The following is a 16,462-nucleotide window of genomic DNA, read 5'->3' as shown; positions in this document are numbered from 1 at the left end:
TTTTCAGGTGGACCAGCTGGGGAGCCCCCAAGGTCGACCTCCCGCGACCACAGGATTGCGAGGCCTGCGGCGGGACCGTGCCTGCTCTCACTCTTGCGACGCCTCGCGAGCGCGCCCCTCGTCAGAGCAGATCTAGGCAACGATATAGCCAAGGTTATTCGCCCTGTCAAGAACAAAATGAGAACATAACGTTCAGCTTCACCCTGCGCCCTCATCCTGAGGAGCGAAGCGTCTCGAGGTCCTGGACCGTGTCCGGGCACGCGGGCGCCTTGCCCTCTGAACGATCCTTCGAGACGCCGCCTTTGGCGGCCCTCAGGATGAGGCCGGAGGGTGTTGGCACGGAAGGACGGGGATGGCCGCAGCATGTGCGGCCATGACGTGGGGGATCGGTCCTGGCGCACGCAGTGCAGGAAGAGATCCATGCGCGGAGCGTCGGTTTCTCTTCCCCTCCGAGGGCTTCGACGCCTCAGACCGGGAGTGATACCGGGTATTCCTGGCATCGTTCCCGGCCCGTCCTGCTCAGACGGGCTCGCGCTCCGTCGTGGCAGGGCTTCTGACCTGCAGTACCGTCAATCGCCTCGTCTCTCCGGTGCGCGTGGTCCAGTCGATCGATTGACCGAGCGGGAGGCCGATGAGAGCAGTTCCGATCGGCGTCAGCACCGAGATTCTTCCCTTCGAGATGTCGGCCTCGTGCGGATAGACCAGGGTCACCGTTTGCACCCGTCCCGTGGTGTCGTCCCGGAAATCGACCTCGCAGCCCATATGGACGGCGTCGGCGCGCTGTTTCCCGCCGGCCAGAACATGGGCCCGGTCGAGCTCCCCGGAGAGTTCCTGCGCCACGTCCGGCATCGTGTGCATGGCCGCCTCGGTAAGGGCTGTAAGCTTTTCGTAATCGGCCGCGGTCAGCGTGATCCGTGGTTTGGCTGTGCCGGATGCTTTTCTGGACATTCCTGGTCTCCTGTTCATGAAGGCGCCGCAGCTCAAGACGCTGCAAGAGAGGCCGGAATCGTCTTCGGATTCCGGTCGTTTGGGTGAAAATCGATGCGCTTGCGCATCGAGGTTGCTGGTGACTTCGCCGGCGACGGCGCGCGAAGGCGAAGAACCCTGGTGATCTGGCGCGGGGCCGCAGGTCTCTCGACGAGTCGAGGCACAAGCCTGAAGCAGCCCTAGGCGCTAAGTCGGAAGAGAACGCTCGGCCTCGCCGGACGTCCCGCGTTTCAGATCAATGGGAAAGCGCCCCGAGCTCGGGGGCGCGGACGCGCGTTGAGCTCGGGGCTACTTGCCCGCGATGAGGTTGCCTGCGCGGTGCAGGCCGCGACGGTATCGTAAGAAGCTCAACATGATGAACCGAGGCTCCTACACCTCGCCGCGTTTGTCAAATGATGGTTCGGTTTTGCTCTCGTCCCGCTCGGCCGGGAGAAGAGAGGCCTTGGGGCGCCCCTCCTCCGGCTAAGCCCTCAGCAGCAGCGCCGTCGTATCGTCGCTGGCCTTGAAACGCGGGAAGAGCCTGCCGTCCGGATCGCGCTCGGCCTCGATCTCCCGTGCCAGCTTCGCCAGCTTTTCGAGGCCGTCGGCCTGGGCGGCTTCCACCAGGGCCCTGGCGTCCATCGCCCGATAGAGGTCGACGAGTGCCGAAAAGCCGTCCGAGGCGAGGAGGATGACCGTTCCCTCTTCACAGGATGCCGTCTCGTGCCGCAGGCGGCCGGCCGCATCCGGGTTGAGGCTCAGAAGCGCCGCCGGGACGCCGCTCTTCCGCTGGCGCTCCCGACGCTCGCCGAGCCACGCGAGAAACACCGGTTCATCGAGAATGGCCGTCGGCCGGGAGCCCGCCTGCCGCATCAATTCGGCCGCCTTCGCGGCCTCGGCCTCGCGCAGACCGGGAGCGTCGCCTAGGACCTGAACCGAGCCGTCCGGCTGCCGGACATAGGCCGTGGTGTCGCCGAAGGTCCAGGCGTCGAGAACCTTGCCCTTGCGGTGCACCAGCGTCATGGCTCCGAGGGGCCACGTGACGAAATCCTCGTGCCTCTCCATGGGCGCGACGGCGCGGTAAGCGGTGCGGGCCTCCTCCATGACGTGCCGCAGGAGGGCGACGCCGTCCTCGGCCTGGGACGCGAGATTGGAGAGCCGCTCGTCCGCGAACCGGGCGAGCCAGGCGGCATCGCTCTTTTCATCCATGACGGGTTTGGTCCCGGGAAAGATCGAGGTATCGATCACCCAGGCCCAGTCGCCCGAGACGCCACAGATGTCCTCGTTGGGCTTTTCCGGATGCCCAGGCCAGCTGATCCGTTCCAAAACAGTGAACATTGTCGCATCGCCCCTCGTCAAATCCGCCCGATGACCCCATAAAGCAAAGCTTAAGGGAAGGTCCAGCCGATGCTCCTCGACTACATATCCGCCGCTCTCGTGACCCTGCTCGTCACCCTCGACCCGGTGGCTCTGGCGCCGATCTTCGTATCGCTGACCCGGGGTATGAACGCACAAGAGCGCCGCAGGGTCTCCATGCGGGCCTGCATGATCGCGTTCGGTATCCTGGCCTTCTTCGGCCTGGGGGGCGAGGTGCTGCTGCGGCTTCTCGGGGTCGGCATTCCGGCCTTCCGCATCTCCGGCGGCCTGCTGCTGTTCTGGATCGCCTTCGAGATGGTGTTCGAGCGCCGCAACGAGCGCAAGCAGCATACGGCCGACATCGCCATCACCGAGGACCACATCCGCAACGTCGCGGCCTTCCCGCTCGCCATTCCGCTGATGGCGGGCCCCGGCGCCATCACGGCCGTGATCCTGCTTGCGGGACGGGCGGACGGCAACATCGCCTATCTCACCGCCCTGCTGATCCTGATCGCGCTCGGCATCCTGAGCTGTCTGGTGGTGTTCTCCGCCGCCGACCGGGTCTCCCGCTGGCTCGGCGTGACGGGCAACGTGGTGCTGACCCGCCTGCTCGGCGTCATCCTGGCGGGCCTTGCGGTGCAGTTCATCATCGACGGCGTGCTGGCGCTGGTCCGGGGACCGGCGGCTTAAACCCTCAGCGCAGGGTCTCCAGCAGGCGCGCCATGAGCTGCTGCCTCGGCGCGATGGAGGAGATCAGGCCGTATTCCTGGAGCGTGTGCGCCCCGTCGCCGTCGATGCCGAGGCCGTCGAGGGTCGGGATGCCGAGCGCCGCCGTGAAGTTGCCGTCCGAGCCGCCGCCGGCGCGGGGCGCTGAGACCAGATCGAAGCCGATCTCGGCGGCAAGAGACTTGGCATGGTCGAAGAGCTTCGCGGTGGCCTCGCTCCGCTCGTAGGGCGGCCGGTTCATGCCGCCGGCGACGGAGACCTTGAAGTCCGGATTGGAGGATTTCAGCCCGAGGATCGTGGCCGTCACGGCCTCGCCGTCCGCCACCGTCTCGACGCGCAGGTCCACAGGGAAACGGCAATGCTGCGGGATCGTGTTCACCGCCGTGCCGCCGGAGACCATCCCGACCGTGGTGGTGATCCCGCGCGCATAATCGGTCAGGGCCTCGATGGCGAGGATCTGCCGCGCGGCCTCGTAGACGGCGTTGCGCCCGTCCTTGTGCCGCGATCCCGCATGGGCCGGGCGGCCTTCCACATGCACGTCGAAGCGCCCCACTCCCTTGCGGGCCGTGACGATCTGGCCGCCGTCGCGGGCCGGTTCCGTCACGAGCGCATAGGCCGAACGACGGCCGAGATCCTCGATCATCGGGCGGGTGATCGGGGAGCCGATCTCCTCGTCGGGCGTCACCAGGAAGACCATGGGCCGCGCCGCCGTGCCCCTGCGGGCGACATCCTTGAAGGCTTCGAGCGCGAACCAGGCCCCGCCCTTCATGTCGTAGATGCCGGGACCGTAGAGCCGATCGCCCTCGATGCGCAGCGGCAGGTCGTTCTCGATGGTGCCGACGGGATGCACCGTATCGAGATGCGACATGACCAGAATGCCGGGCTCGGCCGTCTGCGGCCCGGCGCGCAGCACGAGAACGTCGCCCAGCCCCTCCGTGCCCGGGATCCGCTCGACCGCCACGGGGGCGTCCTGCATCTGCGCGACGACGAGATCCATCATCAGGTTGACCCCGGCCCGGTCATGGGTCGGGCTTTCCGTGCGGATCCAGGTGAGGAGCGTGTCGAGGGATGGCGAGGAGGAGCTCATGATGTCTTCGTTTTCGAATGATGGCGCCTGCTGGCTAACCACTCCTCGCCCGAAACATCAAGCCTGAGATTTCCCTCGTGCGGTTCTTGTCGCTACTCCGCTACGGCCCTGTTTCTCGCATTCTGCTTCTCGTTCGAGGTGGTTTCAGTGCTGCGCCACATTGAGCGGAATCGACAGCAGGACCTTCCCAGCCTCGTCGACGACCTCGAGGTTCCAGCCGCGCCAGTCGACCTCGTCGGCCTCGCCCTCCTGGCGTAATTCCTGAATGGCTTTCATGGCCTGATAATGGGCGGCTTCCAGATCCGAGACTTCGATCCCTGCCTCGTCGATGATCCGTTCGTGCGTGTGCACAAGATGAAAGTAACAGTGCACGACAGGACAATCCTGGAAATATTCACTCAACAGCCGAGCCGTAAGAGCCCCGGAGGCTGCCGCTAGATGAGCAGCTTCTATGATGTAACGCAAGGTCAGTTTTCGGCTTTACGCCAGGCGAGAGGCCGCAGCAGAGGATTGTTCCAGATTGCAACTGCGGGCGATCCGCCCTGAATCAAGGTTGCGTTTCAGGGACAAATCGGGGGCCTCCGCCTCTTATGGCCGCTCCGCCATCCAGGCCCTGGGCCGGCAGAAGGGCCATCGAACCGGATGGCCCTTCTTTATTTCTTCCTGGTTTGCCGCGTGCCTTAACGGCAGGCGCCCCCCCCGGCGAGAGATCCTAGAACGGAATGTCGTCGTCGAGATCGTTGTAGCGGGAGCCGCCCCCACCGCTGCTGCTGCCTCCGCCCCCGCCGAAGGACGGAGCAGGCCGCCGATCCTGCGACGGGGACGAGCGTCCGAAATCGCCGCCGCGGCTGATCTGGCCCGGCTCCTCGTCGCCGTACTCGGACGCGCCGCCGCCGCTGCCGCGGCTGTCCAGGATCGTCAGCTCGCCGCGGAAACGCTGCAGCACCACCTCGGTGGTGTACTTCTCCTGGCCGCTCTGGTCGGTCCACTTGCGCGTCTGCAGCTGCCCCTCCAGATACACCTTCGAGCCCTTCTTCAGGTACTGCTCCGCCACCCGGCCCAGGTTCTCGTTGAAGATCACCACCGAGTGCCACTCGGTCTTCTCCTTGCGCTCGCCCGTGCCCTTGTCCTTCCACGTCTCCGACGTGGCAATCCGCAGGTTCACCACCGGCTCCCCGTTCGACAGACGCCGCACCTCAGGGTCCCGACCCAGGTTCCCCACCAATATCACCTTGTTCACACTGCCTGCCATCGGGGCGCCTCTCTTTCATACTTGAGGGCGAGTTCTGAGGCCGGAGCGCCCCCACGGCAAGCCGTGGAGCGGGTTCTGCACAGGGCTGTCCCCAGTTTAGGGGGTTTAGCCGTTCGACGCGGCGACAAGGCTCACTGTGCGAGCGCCTTCCGGACGAGGGTCAAAGCCTCGTCGCAGCCTCCCTTGTCGCCGGAGGCATCGGCTGCCCTGGCCCGCGCCAGAGCCGCCAGAGCGGCCTCCTCCGGCTTGCCTTCGCCGAGTTTCTGCTCGGCCGCCGCGATCGAGGCGGGCGTCGGCTGCCTTCTGAGAAGGGCGGCCTTGGATTCGGTGCCGGTCGGACCCGCTCCAGCCATGGCGTCCAGCCTGGTATCGACCTGAGCTTGAGCCCTGTCGATCTCCGGCGTGCAAGGACCAGCCAGAGCAGGATGGACGACGAGACACAGGAACGCGCTGCCGAATAAGATCGTCTGACGAGCCATGACCCGCCCTCCTGGAGATTGCCCGGCTCGGGCAAGATTGCTGCCGAGCCGCATGCTGACCCATGAACCATGCTGGCCCATGATCACGGCATTAATCCGGTCTCCACCGGCCCTTCCGATACGTCATACCTTCAGGCTCCACTCCCGGCCCACGGGAACGGCCCGATCTCAGGTCGAAGAAGCACGAGGCGACACAGCACGGAATTGAATGATACGAAATAATATGTCATGTGACTCCGGCATCTTGGAGGAACCCATGACCACATACCGTATCACCACCAAAAGGAAGGCTCTCAAAGGGACTTCAGGGAACGACTCCTTCTTCGGCTCGAAGTTCAAGGACATTCTCGATGGCCAAGCGGGCGACGACTATATCTTCGGGGATGACGGCACCGACCAGCTGAACGGCGGTGGCGGCAGTGATACGATCTTTGGCGGTGGCGCATCGGACAAGCTGCTGGGCGGTCTAGGCAACGATTCGCTTTACGGGGGCCTGGGGAACGACAGGCTCAACGGCGGCGCGGGACGGGACTATCTCGTTGGCGACGACGGCAATGACAGCCTCTATGGCGAGGCCGGTATGGACAGCCTGAGCGGTGGCGAGGGCAACGACAAGCTTTTCGGCGGCGACGACGACGATTATCTGTTTGGAGACAAGGGGAACGACCGTCTCGAGGGAGGCAAGGGCGACGATGCCCTATACGCCGGCGATGGGAGCGACTACCTGTCAGGTGGAGCCGGCGACGATATGCTCGACGGCCGCGAGAACTATTCCAGCATCGGGATTATGCCGGACAAGGACAAGCTCCTTGGCGGCGACGGCGACGACAAGGTCTGGGTCGACGACGGGGACAACGCCCTGGGAGGCAAGGGTGTCGACACGCTCGGCATACAGATCTATGGGCCCGCGACCGGAGGCTACGAGAAATACGCGCTCGACTTCTCCAAGATCACGGGCAAGAAGGCCGCCGATGTCGGCTACCACGGCATCAAGGCCGGGCAGTTCGAGAAGGTCAGCGGCTACTTCGACGACATGGATGTCGGGAGCGTCGTCACGGGTTCGAAGGGCAATGACACGTTCCAGGGCCGCGGCAAGGCCGGCCTGATCAATGGCGGCGCGGGCAACGATGTTCTTTCCGCCTATGGGAACAACTCGGACCCGGCCAATGGAATCGTTCTCAATGGCGGGACGGGCGACGACACGCTGAGCGGCAACGGCAACGTCACGCTCATCGGCGGCAAAGGCGATGACCAATTCATCCTGACACCGAATGCGAAGTCCACGATCGCGGACTTTTCCGGCAAGGACTACTTCCTTATCCGTGCCAGCACCTTCCGGTATTACGACTACGTCACCGACATGGATGTCTATCCGACCTTCGACAAGGTCAATCCGGTCGTTCTCGGCACCGACCCGAAGCCCACCTCGACCCTGGCGCAGTTCTTATACGATACGGACGACGGCAAGCTTTACTACGATGCCGATGGAACCGGACTGAGATTCGGTCTCGTCCACATGACAACCCTGGCCAACAAGGTCGCTCTCAAGGCATCGGACTTCGTCTTCGTGCTCTGAAACCAACCTTGCGCCACGCGAAGGCCCGCCACCGGCGGGCCTTTTCCGTTTATCGGAGTTCGCAAAGGCTCCGCTTGCCCGTCGTACCCTCTTTGTTCTAGGATCATAGCCTGGAATCATCCGCCGCATTGCGTCGGCGGGCGGGGCACCACATATCCGGGAGCCGGCTGGAATCAGGCCGGACCTTCCACTTCAAGGCTTTGCGGGCAATGGCTAAACTCGACGAATTGTTCAACCGCGCCAAGGCGGGCGATCCGGATGCGCGCGTGATCTCCGTGCGCGGCGCGCGGGAGCACAACCTCAAGAACGTCGACCTCATGGTCCCGCGGGACAAGTTCGTCGTGTTCACGGGTCTGTCCGGCTCCGGCAAGTCGTCGCTGGCCTTCGACACGATCTATGCCGAGGGGCAGCGCCGTTACGTCGAGTCCCTCTCGGCCTATGCCCGCCAGTTTCTCGAAATGATGCAGAAGCCGGACGTGGATCAGATCGACGGCCTGTCGCCCGCCATCTCCATCGAGCAGAAGACCACGTCCAAGAACCCGCGCTCGACGGTCGGCACCGTCACGGAGATCTACGACTACATGCGCCTGCTCTGGGCGCGCGTCGGCATTCCCTATTCGCCGGCCACTGGCCTTCCCATCGAGAGCCAGACGGTGAGCCAGATGGTCGACCGGGTGCTGGACCTGCCGGAAAAGCCCCGCCTCTACCTGCTGGCCCCGGTGGTGCGTGGCCGCAAGGGCGAATACCGCAAGGAAATCGCCGAGTTCCAGAAGAAGGGCTTCCAGCGCCTGAAGATCGACGGCGAATACTACGCCATCGACGAGGCCCCTGCCCTCGACAAGAAGTTCAAGCACGACATCGACGTGGTGGTGGACCGCATCGTGGTGCGGGCCGATATCGCGGCACGCCTGGCGGAGTCCTTCGAGACGGCGCTCGAGCTGACGGACGGCATCGCGGTCATCGAATATGCCGACGATAAGGACGAGAAGGGCAAGGCGAAGCACATCGTTTTTTCGTCCAAGTTCGCCTGCCCGGTCTCCGGCTTCACGATCCCCGAAATCGAGCCGCGCCTGTTCTCGTTCAACAATCCCTTCGGCGCCTGCCCGACCTGCGGCGGCATCGGCCATGAAATGCGCATCGACGAGGCGCTCGTGGTGGACGAGACGCTCTCCCTGAAGCGCGGCGCCATCATGCCGTGGGCGAAATCGACCTCGCCCTATTACGGCCAGACGCTGGAAGCCATCACCAAGCACTACAAGGCTTCCATGACGAAGCCCTGGTCCGAGCTCTCGGAAGACGTGCGCAGCGCGATCCTTTACGGCTCCGATGGAGTTGCGATCCGCATGGCGTATGACGACGGCCTGCGCGCCTACGAGGTGAAGAAGCCCTTCGAGGGCGTGATCCCGAACCTGGAGCGCCGCTACAAGGAGACGGAGAGCGACTGGGCCCGCGAGGAGATCGGCCGCTTCATGAGCGAGACGCCCTGCGAGGCGTGCGGCGGCAAGCGCCTGAAGCCCGAAGCGCTCGCGGTGAAGATCGCCGGCTCCGATATCGGCGACGCCACGGCGCTGTCCGTGAAGGACGCCCATGAATGGTTCGGCGGCCTGTCCAAGAAGCTCAACAAGAAGCAGAACGACATCGCGGGCCGCATTCTCAAGGAGATCCGCGACCGTCTCACCTTCCTGGTCGATGTGGGCCTGGAATACCTGACGCTCGCCCGTGCCTCCGGCACCCTGTCGGGCGGAGAGAGCCAGCGAATCCGTCTCGCCAGCCAGATCGGCTCCGGCCTGACGGGCGTTCTCTACGTGCTCGACGAGCCGTCCATCGGCCTGCACCAGCGCGACAACGAGCGCCTGCTCGGCACCCTCAAGCGCCTGCGCGATCTCGGCAACACCGTGATCGTCGTGGAGCACGACGAGGATGCGATCCTGCAGGCCGACTATGTGTTCGATATCGGCCCAGGCGCCGGCATCCACGGCGGCAAGATCGTCGCCGAGGGCACGCCGGACGAGATCATGTCAAATGCGAAGTCGCTGACCGGCAAGTACCTGACGGGCGAAATGTCCGTGAAGGTGCCGGGCAAGCGCCGCAAGCCCGACCCGAAGCGCAAGATCAAGCTCGTCGGCGCGAAGGGCAACAACCTGAAGGATGTCACGGCGGAGATTCCGCTCGGCACCTTCACCTGCATCACCGGCGTGTCCGGCGGCGGCAAGTCGACGCTCGTCATCGACACGCTCTACAAGGCTGTGGCGCGCAAGCTCAACGGCGCGCTGGAGCACCCTGCCCCGCATGACCGCATCGAGGGGCTGGAGCATCTCGACAAGGTCATCGACATCGACCAGTCGCCCATCGGGCGCACGCCGCGCTCGAACCCGGCCACCTATGTCGGCGCCTTCACGCCGATCCGCGAATGGTTCGCGGGCCTCCCCGAGGCGAAGGCGCGCGGCTATCAGGCGGGCCGCTTCTCCTTCAATGTGAAGGGCGGACGCTGCGAGGCCTGCTCCGGCGACGGCGTGATCAAGATCGAGATGCACTTCCTGCCCGACGTCTACGTCACCTGCGACGTGTGCAAGGGCAAGCGCTACGACCGAGAGACGCTGGAGGTGAAGTATCGCGAGAAGTCCATTGCGGACGTGCTCGACATGACCGTGGAGGAAGCCCGCGACCTGTTCAAGGCGGTTCCGTCGATCCGCGAGAAGATGCAGACCCTTGCGCGCGTCGGCCTCGACTACGTGCATGTGGGCCAGCAGGCCACGACGCTCTCCGGCGGCGAGGCGCAGCGCGTGAAGCTCTCCAAGGAGCTGTCCAAGCGCGCCACCGGCCGCACGCTCTACATCCTGGACGAGCCGACCACGGGCCTCCACTTCCATGACGTCGCGAAGCTCCTTGAGGTGCTGCACGAGCTGGTCGACCAGGGCAACACGGTCGTGGTGATCGAGCACAATCTCGAAGTCATCAAGACCGCCGACTGGGTGATCGACATGGGCCCCGAAGGCGGCAACGGTGGCGGGCAGATCGTGGCGCAGGGCACTCCCGAGGAGATCGCCGAGTCCACGGCGAGCCACACCGGCCGCTTTCTCAAGGAAGTGCTGGAGCGCCGTCCCTTGAAGAAGGAGCCGGCCGCAAAGGACGCCGCCAAGAAGGCTCCGGCGAAGAAGGACAAGAAGGTGACGCGTCAGGCGGCGGAGTAGTCCGCCCCCGTCAGCGCCAATGCATCGGCTCCAAGGCGCAATCCGCTTTGGAGCCGATGCTTTAGGATCCCCTCAACTCATCCTCCAGCACCATCTCGTAAGGCGCGGTGTCGATGGCGGCCGGGCCGGCATAGGGGTGGCTCAGGGCCAGGATGAAATAGAGCGCCAGCCCCGTATAGGCTCCGTATACGGACAGGATGGCGATGTGCACGAGGTTGGCCGGGAAGATGAGGAAGAAGCCGACCGTGATGGCGAAACCGGTCAGCGCCATCCACCAGAACAGGTCTGGCAGGCCGCGATGGGCGAGCGCGAGCCGCGCCTTCCGGTGGTCCTGAAGATCGTCCATGTTCATGATCATGCGGGCCCGCAGGGATTGCTGCTGGGGCGTGTCGGCCTTCAGGTTGAGGATGCCGATGTCGAGCTCGTTGTAGGCCTGCCGCGCCTCCCTGCTGCCGCGCGGGTGCGCGGCGGCGTGCCATTCGTTCTGCAGGACCGCCGTCACATAGGCCGCAAGCTGGCCGCGAAGCACCTCCTTCTCCGGGCCGTTCCACTGGTTCAATTCCAGCACGACATGCTCGATCGTGGTGATCTCCTTCGAGACCTCCTGCTGCAGGTTCGTGTGCGTGGACTGCGCCTCCGCGAAGACCAGCGCCAGGATGAGGCTATGGACCGTGCCGATACGCACCGCGACCGTTTCCGCCACATCCCGGGTCTTCGTCGGCAAGTCGTCGCTCAGGAGCCGACGCAGCACGATGAAAGGGAGAGCGGAAACAGTGATGGCGAGCAGCATCGCGAGGAGTGCCCCGAGCCAAGCCGGTATCTGCAGAATGGCCGCCATGCTTGCTCCTGGAACGTGGGCCCGTCCTCGCGAGCACCGTCGGGAGGCCGCCCAAGAGAGCATGCCATCGCGCCCAGTGCCATGGGTTTTCCGGTTGGCGCATCGAGCGCAGAAGTAGGAACCGATTTCACGCGGAAAGAAGCGAGAAAACAAAAGCTTACAGCATCCTGAGAGAACCCGGCCCGCATCGGGGCAATCCGGTTCGCATTACCCTTTTGAGACACTTGCCCGCCTTGACCATTGGCGCGATCATCATCCTTTCACCGTGGAGGAGACGATGGGCTCCACCGATGCAGCCTTTGCCGGTTCGATTCCAGCACTTTACGAGCGACATCTCGGCCCCCTGCTGTTCGAACCTTTCGCCGAGGACATGGCGGCCCGTCTGCGCGACGTTACCCAGGGCCGCATCCTCGAGACGGCAGCCGGGACGGGCATCGTGACCCGGGCCCTCGCCAAGGCGCTCCCACCCACGGTCGAGATCGTCGCGACCGATCTCAACCAGGCCATGCTCGATCTCGCGGCCCAACGGCTGCAGGCCCCGAACGTCAAATGGCAGCAGGCCGACGCCCAGAAACTTCCGTTCGAGGATGCCTCCTTCGACGTTGTCGTCAGTCAGTTCGGCGTCATGTTCTATCCCGACAAGCAGGCGGCCTATCGGGAAGCCTTGCGCCTGCTCAAGCCCGGCGGGCGCCACGTTTTCAGCGTATGGAACTCCCTCGACGACAACGAGGTCAGCCGCATCGTCTCCGATGCCGCCGTAAAGCTCTTTCCCGACAACCCGCCCCGGTTCATCGAACGCGTGCCGTTCGGCTATTCCGATCCGGACCGGATCCGCGGAGAGGTGCAGCAGGCGGGTTTCGAGAATGTCGACATCGAGGTGGTCGAGAAGGTCACCCGGGCCTCCTCGCCGCGCGAGCCTGCAATCGGCCTGTGCCAGGGCAGCCCTCTGCGCCCCGAACTCGAGGCGCGGGCTCCGGGGCAGCTCGACGACATCACGACCAAAGTGACGGAAGCCCTCACGGCGCGCTTCGGCGCGGATGCTTTTGACAACCGCATGAGCGCCCTCGTGGTGACCGCCTGGCGATAGCCCGTGTGGTCCTCAAAGCAAAAAGGCGCGGCCCATCCAGGGCCGCGCCTCTTCTTTAGGCATGGGGCGCATATCAGCGCGAGGACAGACGGCTCATCAGGCTACACAGCGCCTGAATGTCGGACTCGAACGCACCGGGGGAAGCCGAGACCGTGGCGCAGCTGCGGCGCAGCTTCAAGCGCTCGTCCTCGTTCATGTTGCGGAGCTCGGCCCTGAGGCGATCCATCTGGCCGGAGCGGCCCGGCTGGCCCGGATTGACGCTGCCGGTCGAGGACGGATTGCGCACGCTGCCCGTTCCCGTCGAGCCGGGATTCGCAACGCCACCGGTGCTGCCCGTATTCCCGGTCCCGCCGGCATCGCCCGCTCCGCCGCCCGGTGCACGGCTTCCGGTGCCGCCGCCGATCCCGATGCCGACGCCCACATCGACGCCATTGGAGCCGCCGATGCCGGCGCCCGCTCCGGCGTTCACGCCCTGGGAACCGCCGATGTTCGCCCCAAGACCGGCGGTGATCCCATCGGACCCGCCGATGGTGGCCCGTCCGCCAGCACTCACACCTGAAGAACCGCCGACATTGGCTCCGAGGCCCGCATCGACTCCGTTCGCCCCTCCGACATTCGCGCCAAGGCCGGCCGAAACACCGTTCGAGCCGCCGACATTCGCACCGGCCCCGGCAGAGATTCCATTCGCCCCACCGGCATCGGCGCCGAGGCCGGCATTGACTCCACCCGATCCGCCGACGCTCAAGCCCAGTCCGGCGCCGAGGCCACGATCACCACCGACATTGGCGCCGAGGCCCGCGGAGATCCCTCTGTCGCCGCCGATGCTCACGCCGAGCCCGCCGCCGATGCCATCCGAACGTCCCCCGCGGTCGCGGGCTTCGGCCGGATGCAAGGACAATGAAGAAAACAGAAGAACCGCCGCACTGCAGACTGTAACCTCACGGCCGAGGCGCACTAACCGTTCACGGGAATCCATCGCTCTACTCCCTAGGAGTTACCCCCTTCGTCCCCTCGCGTGAAAAGACTCGTCTCCCAGGAAATTAGTTCCACAACTTTAAATAAATAGTCCGATTTACTTTCGCACTAAGGTTTTACGATACAGCATTAAGCATCGGCATTGACAACAGACTGTATCGTTTTCACGGGTTGCTTAGAGCTTCGTGCGGAAAAGTGGATCCGGTTTCCGCTGATGCGGCCCTCCGGGTCCGATGCTGTAGAATATCGATTGAAAGCTTTGCTGTCGAAATGGCGATGAATGGCGGCGCCTGAGGGCGCCCTTCAATGCACCGTATGGTTCAGCATCATGGAGTGAAGAAGTCTGCCCAGCGGGCAAACGATGTCGAGGCGCCATCCGGACCAATCCTCGATGTCGACGCCGATCTCCTGGCGCAGTTCGGTGATGGCAAGGAGAGCTTGAGCCTTTGCGCTCTCCAGGTCATGAACTTCGATCCCTGTATTGTCGACGATCTCTTCATGATCGTTCACAAGGTGAAAGAAGCAGCGCATATCGGGACCGTCACCCCCACGAACAGGATGAAGTCTGCTAGCGTTTTTTAGCAGCGAAGTGAAGAGATCTTAAGGAAGAGATCGTCATTCATCCTTGACCGGGGCTTCCCCCACAGGGTCGAAACTATCCAGCGCCACCCAACCGATATCCGCCCGCGCAACAGGTACGAGATAAGCGCGACCATCCTCGAGCCGCTCGATCCGACATGTAATGGCTCTCTGGTCTCCCGGAGGACGATACACCACCGTTGCGCCCACCTGGATTCCATCGGGATATCCTGCGGTCGCATGCCCCGGCGACGATAGGGTCTCGGGCGGCTGCGAGGAAGGGTCGTCGCCGTTGCCGGCTCTGACCCTGTCGAGCGCAGCGATCGCCAGCCTCGCCCGATCCCGGTATCTCTCACTCACGGATCGTAGAAGGGCGCCGCGCGTGCGCCCAGGATACCACGAGGTTCCGCCAGCCTTTGCCAGTTCTTCAGCAACGGCTTCGATTTCTTCGTCTGTCACGTCCGCCCCCAGACTTCACAGGCCACCCGTGAGAACCATTGCACGACCTGATTGAAGAGACATTAACGTAGAGTAATGTGAGATTGTACATTCAGGAATGGCATCTCGTTAAAACTTTAGTACTTGCATCGAGACCCTTCTCTGTTCCATCCGCCATTGATGTGACGCCGGCTCTTCATCCCGGAGCCATGGTTGGCGTAACGCGCATCAGAGCGATGCCACGTGGATGAGTTCATCGCTTTCGTCTGTCACGGCGACGGTCCAGCAGCAGACCGGATCGCCCGCCTGGAGGCCACCGCGGAGTTCCGTCGCGGCTTTCTCGGCAGCGCCCCTGGCGATGGCGGGATCAGGCAGATCAATTCCCTCCTGATCCCAAATGAACTGGTCTCTCGAACGGAGATGGAAAAAGTAACGGGGCATATCGCTCCCCTCCATCACGGCGAACACTTCATGATGATGGAATACTCTTCCGCATTATAATCCTGCGGAGCCCAGATACACACTACCTAAAAACGAACGCGCCTCACCCGCCCTGCCGGCAATGACCGCGGTCCTGCCGGACAGAGCCTCACTGAAATCAGGCACGCGGCTCCAGCATACGCCGGATGCCCGGGTTTCCGATCCTCGTGCGACTTATCAAGCGGCGATGACGATGTTCCGGCCGCTCCGCTTTGCTTGGTAGAGCACCGCATCGGCTTGCCGAAGCAGCGCCCCCGCATCGACGCCGGCTCGCGTGACGCAGCCGACGCTGACGGTGACCCGGGCCAAGTCTCCCAGGAAGTCGGCACTGGCCGTCGAAAAGGCATGACGGACCCGATCCGCGAGAAGTTCGGCCTCCCGTGCGGCCAGCGGCAGGATGGCACCGAACTCTTCCCCACCGAGCCGGCCGAAGGGGCGCGGCGGCAGGTGTCTCGACAGCACCTCACCGAAGATGGTGAGGATCCGGTCGCCGGTATCGTGCCCGTAGCGGTCGTTGATGGCCTTGAAGTTGTCGAGGTCGAACAGCAGGCAGCTCACGGGCCTGTCGCCCGGCCGCCCGATGAGACTGGACGCGCTCTGCATGAAGGCGCGCCGGTTGGGAACGCCGGTCAGCGGGTCGACCAGGGCCGCCTGCTTGTATTCGAACTCGACGCTTTCCTTGGCCATGGACAGAAACGTGAAAGCGAGACTCGGGCCGAACACCACGAGAAAAAGCGCCATGGAGTTCGACCAGCGATGGGCCAGGCCATCGATCCAGGGCACCGAAGTCGGCGCGAGGGCAAAAGCGATGCGGGATAGATTGAAGGCCGCGAGACAGAGCAGGAGCGCCAGCACCACGCGTGAAGAAGCCAACGGTCTTGGCCCATGCCGTCCCAGCTCCCAGGCGGAGAGGATCGAATAGACAAGGGTGAGGCAGGACACGAGGAGCAGCCGATGGCTCGGTGAGGTGTAGATGAAGGGAAAGGCCGCCACCCAAATCGCAGCCCCTGCCAGAATGGCCGCCAGGGACACGGAGCGTCCGTTGAATACGCGGCAGCCCGTGTAGATGGCGCCGTAGCACAGCATGCTGAAGGCATTGGCCACGAGAAGAACCGCGTATGCGGGCTGCCCTTGCCTGATATTGGCCACCCCGATCCCTATGGCGATCAGCCAGTAGGCGCTTCCCCACCAGGCGAGGGCCTCGACACTCCGGTTCAGGGCCCAGGAAAACAGCAACAGGGTTCCCAACGCCGCCGAAAGCAGCACGAAGGCCAGGGTAAGCGTAGCAGGATCAAGGACCATCGAAGCGGCTGCCGTAGGGTTCGACCGGACGGCCGCAGACGAATTCACACGACCCATTCCGCAAGGGAATACATACCTCACGCTATCTCTCATCCATCCCACGATGTCCAGAACCTTGCCCTGCGGCGGA

Annotated in this window: 16 protein-coding genes; 4 read left to right on the top strand and 12 right to left on the bottom strand. The window is 64.1% G+C overall.

Annotated features, from left to right (window positions below; all coding sequences use genetic code 11):
• Positions 1-519: 519 nt before the first annotated feature.
• Positions 520-948, bottom strand: coding sequence for a nucleoside diphosphate kinase regulator (gene rnk / locus H0S73_RS11770; RefSeq protein ID WP_181052332.1), 429 nt, complete (start codon positions 946-948; stop codon positions 520-522).
• A 501-nt stretch (positions 949-1,449) separates the two neighbouring features.
• Positions 1,450-2,304, bottom strand: a complete 855-nt coding sequence (locus H0S73_RS11765) for a PP2C family serine/threonine-protein phosphatase (RefSeq protein ID WP_181052331.1) — start codon at positions 2,302-2,304, stop codon at positions 1,450-1,452.
• Between the two features lie 69 nt (positions 2,305-2,373).
• Between H0S73_RS11765 and H0S73_RS11760 the strand changes: the two genes are divergently transcribed.
• On the top strand, positions 2,374-3,012 hold the full coding sequence (locus H0S73_RS11760; RefSeq protein WP_181052330.1) for a MarC family protein: 639 nt from the start codon (positions 2,374-2,376) through the stop codon (positions 3,010-3,012).
• Positions 3,013-3,016: 4 nt separating this feature from the next.
• Here H0S73_RS11760 and H0S73_RS11755 read toward each other — a convergent pair whose 3' ends face one another.
• From H0S73_RS11755 to H0S73_RS11740, 4 genes are all read right to left on the bottom strand, one after another.
• On the bottom strand, positions 3,017-4,135 hold the full coding sequence (locus H0S73_RS11755; protein WP_181052329.1) for a M20 family metallopeptidase: 1,119 nt from the start codon (positions 4,133-4,135) through the stop codon (positions 3,017-3,019).
• Between the two features lie 144 nt (positions 4,136-4,279).
• Positions 4,280-4,507, bottom strand: coding sequence for a DUF6894 family protein (locus H0S73_RS11750; protein WP_181052328.1), 228 nt, complete (start codon positions 4,505-4,507; stop codon positions 4,280-4,282).
• Between the two features lie 340 nt (positions 4,508-4,847).
• Entirely contained in the window at positions 4,848-5,387 is a 540-nt protein-coding gene (locus tag H0S73_RS11745) for a single-stranded DNA-binding protein (RefSeq protein ID WP_181052327.1), read from the bottom strand.
• Positions 5,388-5,518: 131 nt separating this feature from the next.
• Positions 5,519-5,866 (bottom strand): hypothetical protein, encoded by a 348-nt coding sequence (locus H0S73_RS11740; RefSeq protein WP_181052326.1) that lies wholly within the window; start codon positions 5,864-5,866, stop codon positions 5,519-5,521.
• Positions 5,867-6,122: 256 nt separating this feature from the next.
• Here H0S73_RS11740 and H0S73_RS11735 point away from each other — a divergent pair, with 256 nt between their 5' ends.
• Positions 6,123-7,442: a calcium-binding protein gene (locus H0S73_RS11735; RefSeq protein ID WP_181052325.1), complete on the top strand. Its 1,320-nt coding sequence runs from the start codon at positions 6,123-6,125 to the stop codon at positions 7,440-7,442.
• A gap of 209 nt (positions 7,443-7,651) precedes the next feature.
• The gene (gene uvrA, locus H0S73_RS11730; RefSeq protein ID WP_181052324.1) at positions 7,652-10,633 is read left to right on the top strand and encodes an excinuclease ABC subunit UvrA; all 2,982 of its coding nucleotides are present in this window, start codon (positions 7,652-7,654) and stop codon (positions 10,631-10,633) included.
• Positions 10,634-10,694: 61 nt separating this feature from the next.
• On the opposite strand, the gene H0S73_RS11725 is transcribed toward uvrA, so the two are convergent.
• Positions 10,695-11,471 (bottom strand): bestrophin-like domain, encoded by a 777-nt coding sequence (locus H0S73_RS11725; protein WP_181052323.1) that lies wholly within the window; start codon positions 11,469-11,471, stop codon positions 10,695-10,697.
• Positions 11,472-11,748: 277 nt separating this feature from the next.
• Here H0S73_RS11725 and H0S73_RS11720 point away from each other — a divergent pair, with 277 nt between their 5' ends.
• Positions 11,749-12,558 carry a class I SAM-dependent methyltransferase gene (locus H0S73_RS11720; RefSeq protein ID WP_181052322.1) on the top strand — a complete coding sequence of 270 codons (810 nt, stop codon included), beginning with the start codon at positions 11,749-11,751 and terminating at the stop codon, positions 12,556-12,558.
• A 73-nt stretch (positions 12,559-12,631) separates the two neighbouring features.
• On the opposite strand, the gene H0S73_RS11715 is transcribed toward H0S73_RS11720, so the two are convergent.
• The 5 genes from H0S73_RS11715 to H0S73_RS11695 form a co-directional block, all read right to left on the bottom strand.
• Positions 12,632-13,534, bottom strand: a complete 903-nt coding sequence (locus H0S73_RS11715; RefSeq protein ID WP_181052321.1) for a hypothetical protein — start codon at positions 13,532-13,534, stop codon at positions 12,632-12,634.
• A 302-nt stretch (positions 13,535-13,836) separates the two neighbouring features.
• Complete coding sequence (locus tag H0S73_RS11710) at positions 13,837-14,064, bottom strand: DUF6894 family protein (protein ID WP_181052320.1); 228 nt, start codon at positions 14,062-14,064, stop codon at positions 13,837-13,839.
• A gap of 84 nt (positions 14,065-14,148) precedes the next feature.
• Positions 14,149-14,571: a hypothetical protein gene (locus H0S73_RS11705; RefSeq protein WP_181052319.1), complete on the bottom strand. Its 423-nt coding sequence runs from the start codon at positions 14,569-14,571 to the stop codon at positions 14,149-14,151.
• Positions 14,572-14,778: 207 nt separating this feature from the next.
• Positions 14,779-14,991: a DUF6894 family protein gene (locus tag H0S73_RS26355; RefSeq protein ID WP_425488191.1), complete on the bottom strand. Its 213-nt coding sequence runs from the start codon at positions 14,989-14,991 to the stop codon at positions 14,779-14,781.
• 216 nt (positions 14,992-15,207) lie between these two features.
• Entirely contained in the window at positions 15,208-16,332 is a 1,125-nt protein-coding gene (locus H0S73_RS11695; protein ID WP_181052317.1) for a GGDEF domain-containing protein, read from the bottom strand.
• Positions 16,333-16,462: the final 130 nt, after the last annotated feature.

Source organism: Microvirga mediterraneensis, from assembly GCF_013520865.1.
Classification (GTDB): Bacteria; Pseudomonadota; Alphaproteobacteria; order Rhizobiales; family Beijerinckiaceae; genus Microvirga; species Microvirga mediterraneensis.
The sequence above is the reverse complement of the archived record's forward strand: the minus strand, read 5'-3'. Positions and strand labels throughout refer to the sequence as shown.

Coding starts and splice junctions, on each gene's coding strand:
- rnk (WP_181052332.1), bottom strand. CDS start 948: ATGTCCAGAAAAGCATCCGGCACAGCCAAACCACGGATCACGCTGACC.
- H0S73_RS11765 (WP_181052331.1), bottom strand. CDS start 2,304: ATGTTCACTGTTTTGGAACGGATCAGCTGGCCTGGGCATCCGGAAAAG.
- H0S73_RS11760 (WP_181052330.1), top strand. CDS start 2,374: ATGCTCCTCGACTACATATCCGCCGCTCTCGTGACCCTGCTCGTCACC.
- H0S73_RS11755 (WP_181052329.1), bottom strand. CDS start 4,135: ATGAGCTCCTCCTCGCCATCCCTCGACACGCTCCTCACCTGGATCCGC.
- H0S73_RS11745 (WP_181052327.1), bottom strand. CDS start 5,387: ATGGCAGGCAGTGTGAACAAGGTGATATTGGTGGGGAACCTGGGTCGG.
- H0S73_RS11740 (WP_181052326.1), bottom strand. CDS start 5,866: ATGGCTCGTCAGACGATCTTATTCGGCAGCGCGTTCCTGTGTCTCGTC.
- H0S73_RS11735 (WP_181052325.1), top strand. CDS start 6,123: ATGACCACATACCGTATCACCACCAAAAGGAAGGCTCTCAAAGGGACT.
- uvrA (WP_181052324.1), top strand. CDS start 7,652: ATGGCTAAACTCGACGAATTGTTCAACCGCGCCAAGGCGGGCGATCCG.
- H0S73_RS11725 (WP_181052323.1), bottom strand. CDS start 11,471: ATGGCGGCCATTCTGCAGATACCGGCTTGGCTCGGGGCACTCCTCGCG.
- H0S73_RS11720 (WP_181052322.1), top strand. CDS start 11,749: ATGGGCTCCACCGATGCAGCCTTTGCCGGTTCGATTCCAGCACTTTAC.
- H0S73_RS11715 (WP_181052321.1), bottom strand. CDS start 13,534: ATGGATTCCCGTGAACGGTTAGTGCGCCTCGGCCGTGAGGTTACAGTC.
- H0S73_RS11710 (WP_181052320.1), bottom strand. CDS start 14,064: ATGCGCTGCTTCTTTCACCTTGTGAACGATCATGAAGAGATCGTCGAC.
- H0S73_RS26355 (WP_425488191.1), bottom strand. CDS start 14,991: ATGCCCCGTTACTTTTTCCATCTCCGTTCGAGAGACCAGTTCATTTGG.
- H0S73_RS11695 (WP_181052317.1), bottom strand. CDS start 16,332: ATGGTCCTTGATCCTGCTACGCTTACCCTGGCCTTCGTGCTGCTTTCG.